Raw genomic sequence first — 12,194 nt, forward strand, 5'->3', positions numbered from 1 at the left:
CCTTCGCATGACCTCCGTGGACGAGCTCTTTTCGCTCAGAGCGAACCGTCCCGGGATGCGGCCGTGTTCCGGCCGCCCCACTCCACCTGCGGTGAGCCGACGTGAGCCACGTGGCGCGGCGAAGGAGTGCGAGTGCCGAGGGCGAAGACGTCCTCGGCACCGTCGAGAACGCCGCCCGAGGGGTCGTCGCCGCCGGCGCGACGCACCACGTCCCTCTCCGGCATGAGGATGTCGCGTACGACGACCGCGCACAGGTACAGCGTGCCCAGCAGATGCGCGGCGATCGCCCAGTGGTAGCCGTCGGTCGGCAGACCCTTGTGGGCATCTCCACTGGTCGTGTACGCGAGGTACATCCAGATCCCGAGGAAGTACGCCACCTCGCAGGCCTGCCAGATCAGGAAGTCCCGCCACTTGGGGCGGGCCAGCACGGCCAGCGGGACCAGCCACAGGACGTACTGCGGCGAGTAGACCTTGTTGGTGAGTATGAAGGCCGCCACGATCAGAAAGGCGAGCTGGGCGAAGCGCGGACGGCGCGGGGCGGACAGCGCCAGCACCGCGACACCGAGGGCGCACAGCACCACCAGCAGCGTGGCCGTGGTGTTGACGAAGTCTGTGCTGGGCGGGTCGCTGGAGTTCTGGGCCCAGATCAGCCAGAAGGAGCCGAAGTCGACGCCCCGGTCATGGCTGAACTTGTAGAACTGCCACCAGCCGTCCGTGGCGAAGGCCATCACCGGCAGGTTCACCACCAGCCAGGCGACGACCACGCCCGCCAGGGCCTTGCCGAAGTCGCGCCACTTCCCCGCACGCCAGCACAGCAGGAAAAGCGGGCCGAGCAGGAAGACGGGGTAGAGCTTGGCGGCCGTGGCGAGCCCCAGCAGGACGCCGAAGGCGAGCGAGCGTCCCCGGGACCACATCAGCATCGCGGCGGCCGTCAGGGCGACCGCCAGCAGGTCCCAGTTGATGGTGGCGGTCAGCGCGAAGGCCGGTGCCAGGGCGACCAGCAGACCGTCCCACGGCCGCCGGGTGTGCGTACGGGCCACGCAGACGGCGATGACGGCCGCGCACACCATCAGCATCCCGGCGTTGACCATCCAGTACCACTGCTCCTGGTGCTGGATGCTGCCGCTGTGCGGGGTCAGCCAGGAGGCCACCTCCATGAACAGCCCGGTCAGCACCGGGTACTCCAGGTACGGCATGTCGCCGGGGAGCTTGTCGAAGTAGGGCACGAGGCCATCGGCGAAGCCGCGCCCCTGGTAGAGGTGCGGTATGTCCGAGTAGCAGGCCTTCGTGTACTGCGAGCTCGCACCGAAGAACCAGGCGCCGTGGTAGCAGGGCGCCTTCTGGACCAGGCCGAGGGCGAACATGCCGATCGCGACGAGCGAGACGACCCGTACCGGGGTCCACCAGGACGTCCCGAGCAGGGCGCGCCGCCCGACCGGGCCGCCGATCAGCTCGCTGCCGGCCGTGGCGACCTCGTCCTCGTTGGTGGGCCGCACCGGGTCGGGCTCGTGCGTGCTCGCTTGCGTGGATTCAGCACTGGGCATGGAGCACATCCTGCCGTACATGTCCGGGAACAGGCGGAGGGCCGCCGCACCGGGTGGGTGCGGCGGCCCCTGTTTCACGTGAAACACCCTCGCCGGACGGCGAAGCGGCTAATTGTTCGTACCTCCGAAGAAGCCGCCTCCGTTGCCATTGCCCCGGTTGCCGCCTCCGTTGCCGTTGCCGTTGTCATTGCCACCCGTGTCGGTGGGTGTGGGCGTCGGAGTGATGCCGCCGTCCGTGCCGCCGTCGCCCGTCTGACCGCCGTTGTCGCCGCAGCCGAAGAAACCGCAACGTGTACGGGTCGGCGTGGGCGTCGGGCTGGGCTCGGTCTGACTGGGCGTGGGTGTGGGCGTCGGGCTCTCCTCCTGGGTCTCGGTGACCGAAGGAGTCGGCGTGGGGGTGGGCTCGGCGTTGACGATCTCGCCGATGGGCTCGGGCGTCGGGAAGTCCTTCGCCGGCACGTTCTTGAGCGCTTCCAGCATGTAGTCGTGCCAGATCTCGGCCGGGAAGGAGGCACCGTGGATCTTCTCCTGGCCACCCGTTCCGAACATCTTCAGGAACTCGCGCGACTTGTTGTTCGCGTCGTCGTCGAGCCGGAACATGCTGATCGCGGTCGACAGCTGCGGGGTGTAGCCGACGAACCAGGCCGACTTGTTGCCGTCCGTGGTACCGGTCTTGCCGGCCACCTCACGGCCCGGCAACTGGGCGTTGGTGCCCGTGCCCTTCTCGACCACGGTCTTCAGGACGTCGGTGACGTTGTCGGCAACCTTCGCGGTGAAGGCCTGCTTGGGCTGGCTCTTGTGCTCGAAGACCACCCCGTCCTTGTTCTCGACCTTGGTGACCGAGAACGGCTCATTCTGATTTCCGCTGGCGGCGAAGGTGGCGTACGCGCCCGCCATACGAATGGCGCTGGGGTCGGAGATGCCGATGGAGAAGGCCGGGAAGGTGGCGCCGGTCAGGCTGTTCTCCTTCAGGCCGGCGTTGATGGCAGCCTGCTTGACCTTGTCCAGGCCCACGTCCATGCCCAGTTGCACGAAGGCGGAGTTCACAGACTCGCGCATCGCCTCGCGAAGATCGATCAGGTAGTCGGGCGGGCTGCCGTAGGTCTTCTGGCCGTCGTTGGGCTGGAGCCACTCCCGGTCCTTCTCGTTCTTCCAGACCGTCCCGTCGTACTCCTTGATCTTGAGCTTGTTCTTACCGCTGAAGCGGCTCTTGGGCGAGACCTGCGTGCGCTCGTCCTGCGCCTGTGAGCGGCCGAGACTTGGGTTGCGGACGCCGTCCTGCATGGCTGCGGCCAGCACGAACGGTTTGAATGTCGAACCCACCTGGGCGCCCGTGGCGTCGGCGTTGTTCGTGAAGTGCTTCGTCGCGTCCTCACCGCCGTAGATCGCCACGATGGCGCCCGTTTCCGGGTTGACCGAGGCCCCGCCGAACTGGACGTGCGTGTCGGTCCTCGGGCGCTTCTTGGGATCGATGTTCGCCTTGTACACCTTCTTGACGGCCTTTTCCAGCTCGCTGACCTTCTTCCGGTCGAAGGTCGTACGGATCTGGTAGCCGCCTTGTTGCAGCTTCTCGGCAGTGATCTCCGTGTTGTTGACGACGTACGCCTTGGCAAGGTCGACGAGGTAGCCGATCTGGCCGCTCAGCTGCGTGTTCGCCCTGGGGTTCTCCAGCTTGGGCAGCGTTGTGTACTTGGCCCGCTCCGTGCTGCTCAGATGGTTGTACTCGACCATCTTGTTGAGGGTGTCCTGCATCTGTCGCAGGGCCCGCTTCTTGTTGTCCTCGGGCGTGGCCGCCGGGTCGATCGAGGTCGCGCCCGCGGGGTCGTAGTAGGTCGCACCCTTGAGCGTCGCGGCGAGGAAGGCGCACTCACCCGGATTCAGTTCGCTGGCGTCCTTGTTGAAGTACGCGCGCGCGGCCGCCTGGAGGCCGTACGCCCCACGGCCGTAGTACGCGGAGTTCAGGTAGCCGGCCATGATCTTGTCCTTCTTCACGGTGGCCCCGACCTTGACCGCGACGAAGATCTCCTTGAACTTCCGCGAGAGCGTCTGCGACTGGTCGTCGAGCATCGCGTTCTTGACGTACTGCTGGGTGATGGTGGAACCACCCTGCGTCTGACCGCCGCTCGCCATGTTGAACACGGCGCGCCCGATGCCCTTGGGGTCGATGCCGCTGTCGGTCTCGAAGGTCTTGTTCTCCTGCGAGATGACGGCGTACCGCATCTCCTTGGGGATGGATTCGTAGTTGATGATCTGGCGGTTGATCTCACCGCCCGTCCGCACCATCTCGCTGCCGTCGGACCAGTAGTACACGTTGTTCTGAGCGGTCGCGGTCTTCGCGACGTCCGGTACGGACACCATGGCGTATCCGATCCCCGCGAGCGCCACCAGGCTCCCCATGAAACCGATGAACAGCCCTGTCACGAGCTTCCAGGACGGCATCCAGCGGCGCCATCCGTACTTGCCCGCGCGCGGGTAGTCGATGATCCGGTTCTTGTCGGGCGGTGCCGCCCGGCCGCGCCCGGGCCCGTTGGGACCGCCCGGCGGTCGGCCTCGCCGGCCGCCGCCTCTCTGCGCGGCCCGCCGGGCCTCGGCACGGCCACCGTACGGGCGCTCCCCACCTCCCGCACTGTACGAATCCGACCCACGACCCGATCCATGCGAACCGGACCCATAGGAGTCGGCAGGAGATCCGGTGGCGCCTCGCGGTGCCGCACGGCGGCCGGAGGACGAACCGGACTGGCCGCGTCGGGCCGCGGCACGTCCGCCTCCCTGCGGCTGCGGCGGTTTGCGACGGTGCTCGCTCATCGAACGACTACTCCTCGGGCAGGCGCACCCTCGCGCGCCTGGAAACGGCGGCTGGTTTCCGGTCCCCCCGAAGTACGGATGCGGTCGGTCGCTCATTCACCCGTACTGCACCAGGGACGAGGACGTCCCCAGGCGTCACACGGTTCCCGGCGGTATGCATGGCGCACAGACTACGCACCACCGCAACCCGCTGAACCCCGAAGTTCACCCCAAACCCGGCAACTTGGTCCCAACGAAACGGCGATGTGATCCCGCTCACCCGGTCCCCTCTTGTCGCATCCGAAGCGCCGTTCTATCGTCGTGATGTATCGAGTCGATACATCAGCGCGAGATAAAGACCGTCACGGCACTCGGAGCGGAACCCGCCGCACCGGGTCGCGGCAGAGAGGAGGCGACGATGGGCCGGCGTTCCGGAATCCTGGAGTTCGCCGTACTCGGCCTGCTGCGTGAATCTCCGATGCACGGCTATGAGCTGCGTAAACGGCTCAATACGTCACTGGGTGTGTTCCGGGCGTTCAGCTACGGGTCGCTCTATCCCTGCCTCAAGACGCTGGTCGCCAACGGCTGGTTGATCGAGGAACCGGGGAACGCACCGGAGGACGCCGTCTCCGCCGCGCTCGCGGGACGCCGGGCCAAGATCGTCTATCGGTTGACGGCCGAGGGCAAGGAGCACTTCGAGGAGCTGCTCTCCCAGACGGGCCCCGACACGTACGACGACGAGCACTTCGCCGCGCGCTTCGCCTTCTTCGGACAGACGTCGCGCGACGTACGCATGCGCGTGCTCGAGGGACGCCGCAGCCGGCTGGAAGAGCGCCTGGAGAAGATGCGGGCCTCCCTGGCACGCACCCGGGAGCGCCTCGACGACTACACACTTGAGCTCCAGCGCCACGGGATGGAGTCCGTGGAGCGCGAAGTGCGCTGGCTGAACGAGCTCATCGAGAGCGAGCGGGCCGGGCGAGACCTCAAGGGTTCCGGCTCCGGGGGGCCCGCCTCGCAGGACACCACCACTGGAGCGACGGGCGGCCTGCCCCGGTCCGGGGAGACTTCCCGGCCGGATACGCCCGACGACACCGCCACGTGAGGTCCCGTCGGGGCTTCACCGAGTACACAGGGAGCAACCGCCAATGGGTTCGGTTCGCGTAGCCATCGTCGGCGTGGGCAACTGCGCCGCGTCGCTGGTGCAGGGCGTGGAGTACTACAAGGACGCCGATCCGGCGTCCAAGGTCCCGGGCCTCATGCACGTGCAGTTCGGCGACTACCACGTGCGTGACATCGAGTTCGTCGCCGCCTTCGACATCGACGCGAAGAAGGTCGGCCTGGACCTCGCGGACGCCATCGGCGCCTCCGAGAACAACACCATCAAGATCTGCGACGTGCCCTCCACCGGTGTGACGGTCCAGCGCGGTCACACCCTCGACGGCCTCGGCAAGTACTACCGCGCCACCATCGAGGAGTCCGCCGAGGAGCCGGTCGACGTCGTCCAGGTCCTCAAGGACAAGCAGGTCGACGTCCTCGTCTGCTACCTGCCCGTGGGCTCCGAGGACGCGGCGAAGTTCTACGCCCAGTGCGCCATCGACGCCAAGGTCGCCTTCGTCAACGCCCTGCCGGTCTTCATCGCCGGCACCAAGGAGTGGGCGGACAAGTTCACCGAGGCGGGCGTGCCGATCGTCGGTGACGACATCAAGTCGCAGGTCGGCGCCACCATCACGCACCGCGTCATGGCGAAGCTGTTCGAGGACCGCGGCGTCGTCCTGGACCGCACGATGCAGCTGAACGTCGGCGGAAACATGGACTTCAAGAACATGCTCGAGCGCGACCGCCTGGAGTCCAAGAAGATCTCCAAGACGCAGGCCGTCACCTCCCAGATCCCCGACCGGGACCTCGGCGAGAAGAACGTCCACATCGGCCCGTCCGACTACGTGGCCTGGCTCGACGACCGCAAGTGGGCCTACGTCCGCCTCGAGGGCCGCGCCTTTGGCGACGTCCCGCTGAGCCTGGAGTACAAGCTCGAGGTCTGGGACTCCCCGAACTCCGCGGGTGTCATCATCGACGCCCTGCGCGCCGCGAAGATCGCCAAGGACCGGGGCATCGGTGGCCCGATCCTCTCCGCGTCCTCCTACTTCATGAAGTCCCCGCCGGTGCAGTACTTCGACGACGAGGCCCGCGAGAACGTGGAGAAGTTCATCCGCGGCGAGGTCGAGCGCTGACCATCCGCTTCTGAAACCGCTCCTGCCAGGGCTGCCGGGCCCCCGGGCGCACCGTGCGTGCTTCCGGGGGCCTGCCGTACGTGAGGCTGTGCCCCATGCCCGTCGTCGGTGACCTGCGCGTTCTGCTGCGCTTGAGGAACTTCAGACGCCTGCTCGCCGTGCGGCTGCTCTCCCAGGGCGCGGACGGGGTCTACCAGGTCGCGCTTGCCACATACGTCGTCTTCTCCCCGGAGAAGCAGACCTCGGCCGCCGCGATCGCCTCCGCGATGGCGGTACTGCTGCTTCCGTACTCCCTGGTCGGCCCGTTCGCCGGCGTCCTGCTGGACCGCTGGCGGCGCCGCCAGGTCTTCCTCTACGGCAATCTGGTGCGCGCGGTGATGGCGGCCGCCACCGCGGTGCTGATGGTCGCCGCCGTACCGGACTGGCTGTTCTACGTCTCCGCCCTGTGCGTCACCGCCGTCAACCGCTTCGTCCTGGCCGGGTTGTCCGCCGCGCTGCCGCGCGTGGTCGACGCCGAGCGGCTGGTGATGGCCAACTCCCTGTCGCCGACCGCCGGCTCCCTGGCCGCGTTCGCGGGTGGCGGTCTCGCCTTCCTCGTACGGCTGCTGGGCGCGGACTCCGACGCGGCCGTGGTGCTGCTGGGGGCCGCCCTCTATCTGTGCGCGGGACTCACTTCGCTCCTCATGAGCCCAGAACTGCTCGGCCCCGACCGGGGCTCGATCCACCCCCGGCTGGGCGCGGCGCTGACCGGCACCGCGCGCGGCCTGATGGCGGGTATACGGCATCTCGCCGCACCACCGCGCCGGGAGGCCGTACGGGCGCTGGCGTCGATGACACTGATGCGGTTCTGCTATGGCGCTCTGACCGTCATGGTGCTGATGCTGTGCCGCTATGGCCTGACTTCGAACACGAAGGGTGGGCTGCGCCTGCTCGGGCTGGCGCTGGGGCTCTCTGGCGTCGGGTTCTTCGCGGCGGCCGTCGTGACGCCGTGGGCGGCGGGGCGGCTCGGGCCCGCCCGCTGGATCGCCGTGTGCGCCGGCTGCGCGGCGGTCCTCGAACTCGCCCTCGGTCTGCCGTTCACCACTGGCCCTCTGCTGGTCGCGGCGTTCGTCCTGGGGCTGACCACTCAGGGCGCGAAGATCGCCACGGACACAGTGGTGCAGTCCGCGGTCGACGACGGCTTTCGCGGCCGGATCTTTTCCGTGTACGACGTGCTGTTCAACGTCGCCTTCGTGGGCGCCGCGGGCGTCGCCACGCTGATGCTGCCACCGGACGGCCGCTCGACCGCGCTGGTGATCACGGTCGCTGTCATCTACGCAGCGGTTGCGGCCACCATGGCCGGCTTCGAACGCCGATAGGCGTCACATCATCAACGACCCTTCGATGAAGGGGGGCGATGTTTCACGTGAAACATCGCTCCTCGGTGTTCTCCCTGGGGTCATGTTTCACGTGAAACATGACCCCACCGCGTGATGTCAGCTCAGCCCGTCCTGCTCGGCCCACCACTCCTTGAGGGCCGCCACCGCCACGTCGTGCCCCATTGGCCCGTTCTCCAGGCGGAGCTCCAGCATGTGCTTGTACGCCTTGCCGACGGCCGGGCCAGGCTTGATGCCGAGGATCTCCATGATCTGGTTGCCGTCGAGATCCGGGCGAATCGCGTCGAGCTTCTCCTGCTGCTGGAGCTGGGCGATGCGCGCCTCCAGACCGTCGTACGCCCGGGACAACGCGGCCGCCTTGCGCTTGTTGCGGGTGGTGCAGTCCGAGCGGGTCAGCTTGTGGAGCCGGTCGAGCAGCGGGCCCGCGTCACGGACGTAGCGGCGGACCGCTGAGTCCGTCCACTCGCCGGTGCCGTAGCCGTGGAAGCGCAGGTGGAGCTCGACCAGACGGGAGACGTCCTTCACCAGCTCGTTGGAGTACTTCAGCGCCGTCATGCGCTTCTTGGTCATCTTCGCGCCGACCACCTCGTGGTGGTGGAAGGAGACCCGGCCGTCCTTCTCGAAACGGCGTGTGCGTGGCTTGCCGATGTCGTGCAGAAGGGCGGCCAGGCGGAGGGTCAGGTCGGGGCCCTCCTCCAGCGCCATTGCCTGCTCCAGGACGATCAGCGTGTGGTCGTAGACGTCCTTGTGCCGGTGGTGCTCGTCGCTCTCCAGGCGCAGGGCCGGCAGTTCGGGCAGGACATGGTCGGCGAGACCGGTGTCGACGAACAGGGTCAGGCCCTTGCGCGGGTGAGCCGACAGAATCAGCTTGTTCAGCTCGTCCCGGACCCGCTCGGCCGAGACGATCTCGATGCGTGCGGACATCTCCTTCATCGCCGTGACGACCTCGGGAGCGACCTCGAAGTCGAGCTGGGCGGCGAAACGCGCGGCCCGCATCATGCGCAACGGGTCGTCGGAGAAGGACTCCTCTGGCGTGGCGGGAGTGCGCAGCACGCGCGCCGCGAGGTCCGCGAGGCCGCCGTGCGGGTCGATGAACGTCTTCTCCGGCAGCGCCAGGGCCATCGCGTTGACGGTGAAATCACGCCGGACGAGGTCCTCCTCGATGGAGCCGCCGTACGACACCTCGGGTTTGCGTGAGGAGCGGTCGTAGGACTCCGACCGGTAGGTGGTCACCTCGATCTGGAAGCATCGATCGGCGTCTCCGACGCGGGCCTGCTTCTGCACCCCGACCGTGCCGAAGGCGATCCCGACATCCCACACGGCGTCGGCCCACGGCCGCACGATCTTCAGTACGTCCTCGGGACGGGCGTCGGTGGTGAAGTCCAGGTCGTTGCCGAGTCGGCCGAGCAGCGCGTCCCGGACCGAGCCGCCGACCAGGGCGAGGGAGAACCCGGCCTCCTGGAAGCGGCGCGCGAGGTCGTCGGCGACGGGGGCCACCCGCAGCAGTTCGCTCACCGCGCGCTGCTGCACCTGGTTCAGAGCAGAGGAAGTGTCTTCGTTGGCGTTCGGCACAACAGAAAAGAGTACGTGGCCCGGGTGGCCGGCCGCGCCGTCATTGTTCCTGCGGGAACACCCGGCCGGCGCGCGGGGACGACACCCCACAAGACGCGGCGGCAGGCTCCTCATCACCCGCCCAAGACCAGCCTTTGTGACATAACGAACAGCATCCCCGGATACACGCATATCCCGGGCAGCTGTCGGCGTCCCATGATCGTATGGCCGCCTCCGTGGCACTTCCCTTCGGCGCGCATCGTTACCATGCGTGGACGCACATTCCGACGACCACTGACGACGAGGGACGGGCGAGCGCGTGGCCGAGGCGGCAGACTTCCAGGGGACCTGTCCCTCACCTGCCCGCCGCCTGCTGCGGCGTGCCGGAGCACTGCTCGTCGGGGCGCCCCTGCTGGCCGGACTGCTCCAGCTGCCCGCCGCGCCGGCCGCGCACGCCGTCGGCCAGGCTTCCCTCCGGGCCGCGTCGGGCTCACGCACGGTGGCCGTCTCCCTCGACTCCCTCAGCCCCAGCGTGCCCTCGGACGGGGACACGCTGACCGTCTCGGGCACCGTGACGAACAACGGCAAGCAGGCGGTCACCGACGCCCACGTGGGCCTGCGCGTGGGTCAGGAACTGGACACCCGCTCGGCGATCGACGCCGTGGCCCGGCGCACCGCGTTCGAGCCGGGCGCCGACGGCTCCGAGGTCGGCGGCAAGTACGTCCAGAAGTTCACCGAACTCGCCCCGGGCGTCGCCGAGCACTTCAACATCTCCGTGCCGGTCGACAGGCTGAACCTCGGCTCGGACGGGGTCTACGAGTTCTCCGTCTCGCTGTCCGGCCAGACCTCCGCACAGCCCTGGGAGCAGGTCCTGGGCATCCAGCACACGTTCCTGCCGTGGCAGCCGACCGATGCGGACACGAAGACGAAGACGACCTACCTGTGGCCGCTCGTGTCCAACGTCCGCATGACCGCCGAGACGGGCCCCGGCGCCCAGCAGACGCCGGTCTTCCTCAACGAGGACCTGGCCAAGGACATCGCTCCCGGCGGTCGCCTGGAGCAGATGCTGTCGCTGGGCAAGGACCTCGACGTCACCTGGGTCATCGACCCCGACCTGCTGGCGTCCGTGGACGCCATGACCCGCAACTACCGCATCCAGACCGACGGCGGCACGCCCACCCCGGGCACCCGTCAGGCGGTCGCCAAGCGGTGGCTCACCGAGCTGCAGCAGGCGGTGGCGGGCAAGGAGGTCGTGGCACTGCCCTTCGCCGACCCCGACCTGGCCTCCCTCGCCCACGGCGGCACGAGCGTGACCGGCTCGCTGAGCCAGCTCAAGGACGCCACCGATGTCGCCGCCGGCACGGTGGAGACGGTGCTCCATGTGAAACCGAGCACGGACTTCGCCTGGCCCGTGGACGGCGCCGTGGATCCCTCGATCGTCAAGGTCGCCACCTCCGCGGGCGCCGACAAGGTCATCGCGCGCAGCGACAGTCTGCAGGAGACCGGCGACATGACCTACACGCCCTCCGCGGCCCGTCCCATCGGCGGCGGCACCACGGCGGTCGTCGCGGACGAGCGTCTGTCGACGGCGTTCGAGGGCGACATGTCGCGGGCCGGCACCACCACACTCGCCGTGCAGCAGTTCCTCGCCCAGAGCCTGGAGCTCCACGACCAGACGAACAAGCAGCGCAGCATCGTCGTGGCCCCGCAGCGCATGCCGACCGCGCACCAGGCCCAGGCCATGGCGCAGGCGCTGACGGCCCTCCAGCAGAGCACCTGGTCCCAGTCGCAGGACCTGACCGCGGCCGCCAAGGCCGCGCCGGACCCCGGCGCCACCACGAAGGTGCCGTCGACCGCCGACTACCCCTCCTCGCTGCGCAAGAAGGAACTGGGCCGCTCCGCCTTCGCGGCGATCGCCAGAACGCGGGACAAGGTCGACAACTTCAAGGTCGTCCTGACCGACGAGTCCCGGGTCGTCACGCCCTTCGGACGCGCCATGAACCGGGAGATGTCCACGGCGTGGCGCGGCCGGGCCGACGAGGCGGAGCGCTTCCGGGACGGCGTGGAGGCGTACCTCGACGACCTCTCCGAACAGGTCAAGCTGATCGACAAGTCGGAGACGAAGCTCTCCGGCCGTAGCGCCACGATCCCGGTGACCGTGCAGAACAACCTGGTGCAGGGTGTCGACCACCTGGTGCTGCGGCTCACCTCGACCAACCCCACCCGTCTCAAGATCCGCGGCAAGGCCTACTCGGAGCAGCCCGTCGCGGTCTCCGGCGGGCACAGCCAGTCCGTGAAGTTCACCACATCGGCCAACGCCAACGGCCCGGTGACGGTGGTCGCCCAGCTCTATACGCAGGACGGCCGGGAGTACGGGGCGCCCGTCACCTTCGACGTGAAGGTCACCGAGATCACGGCCACGGTGATGCTGGTCATCGGCGGCGGTGTCCTGCTGCTCGTCCTCGCCGGCTTCCGCATGTACACCCAGCGCAAGCGGGCGGCGGCCCGGGAGGCCGCACAGGGCGCTGAGACGGCCGAGGACGACGAGAACACGGACGCTGACAGTGGTGGGGGCGGCGCCGACGGGACCGGCGAGAGCGCGGACGAGCCGGAAGACGACGCCCCAAAGCAGCCGAGTGACCCGACATCGGACACCGCAGCGGGAAACGCCGGCCCGTCCGGCGCGGGTGAGAAAGTGGACCGTTGAGGAT

Annotated in this window: 7 protein-coding genes; 4 read left to right on the plus strand and 3 right to left on the minus strand. The window is 68.4% G+C overall.

Annotated elements, in window-relative coordinates:
* Positions 1–35 precede the first annotated feature (35 nt).
* Both ACX25U_RS17635 and ACX25U_RS17640 read right to left on the minus strand, forming a co-directional pair.
* Positions 36–1,544 carry a glycosyltransferase family 87 protein gene (locus ACX25U_RS17635; RefSeq protein WP_454393187.1) on the minus strand — a complete coding sequence of 503 codons (1,509 nt, stop codon included), beginning with the start codon at positions 1,542–1,544 and terminating at the stop codon, positions 36–38.
* A gap of 108 nt (positions 1,545–1,652) precedes the next feature.
* Positions 1,653–4,349, minus strand: coding sequence for a transglycosylase domain-containing protein (locus ACX25U_RS17640; RefSeq protein WP_454393189.1), 2,697 nt, complete (start codon positions 4,347–4,349; stop codon positions 1,653–1,655).
* Positions 4,350–4,746: 397 nt separating this feature from the next.
* On the opposite strand from ACX25U_RS17640, the gene ACX25U_RS17645 reads away from it, so the two are divergent.
* The 3 genes from ACX25U_RS17645 to ACX25U_RS17655 all read left to right on the plus strand — a co-directional run bounded on the left by ACX25U_RS17645 (position 4,747) and on the right by ACX25U_RS17655 (position 7,914).
* Positions 4,747–5,430 (plus strand): helix-turn-helix transcriptional regulator, encoded by a 684-nt coding sequence (locus ACX25U_RS17645; protein WP_454393191.1) that lies wholly within the window; start codon positions 4,747–4,749, stop codon positions 5,428–5,430.
* Positions 5,431–5,473: 43 nt separating this feature from the next.
* Complete coding sequence (locus ACX25U_RS17650) at positions 5,474–6,556, plus strand: inositol-3-phosphate synthase (protein WP_454393193.1); 1,083 nt, start codon at positions 5,474–5,476, stop codon at positions 6,554–6,556.
* 95 nt (positions 6,557–6,651) lie between these two features.
* Positions 6,652–7,914, plus strand: a complete 1,263-nt coding sequence (locus tag ACX25U_RS17655) for an MFS transporter (RefSeq protein WP_454393194.1) — start codon at positions 6,652–6,654, stop codon at positions 7,912–7,914.
* A 117-nt stretch (positions 7,915–8,031) separates the two neighbouring features.
* On the opposite strand, the gene ACX25U_RS17660 is transcribed toward ACX25U_RS17655, so the two are convergent.
* Positions 8,032–9,504: a CCA tRNA nucleotidyltransferase gene (locus ACX25U_RS17660; RefSeq protein ID WP_454393196.1), complete on the minus strand. Its 1,473-nt coding sequence runs from the start codon at positions 9,502–9,504 to the stop codon at positions 8,032–8,034.
* 298 nt (positions 9,505–9,802) lie between these two features.
* Here ACX25U_RS17660 and ACX25U_RS17665 point away from each other — a divergent pair, with 298 nt between their 5' ends.
* Entirely contained in the window at positions 9,803–12,190 is a 2,388-nt protein-coding gene (locus ACX25U_RS17665) for a DUF6049 family protein (RefSeq protein WP_454393198.1), read from the plus strand.
* Positions 12,191–12,194: the final 4 nt, after the last annotated feature.

Source organism: Streptomyces sp. JNUCC 63, from assembly GCF_054366325.1.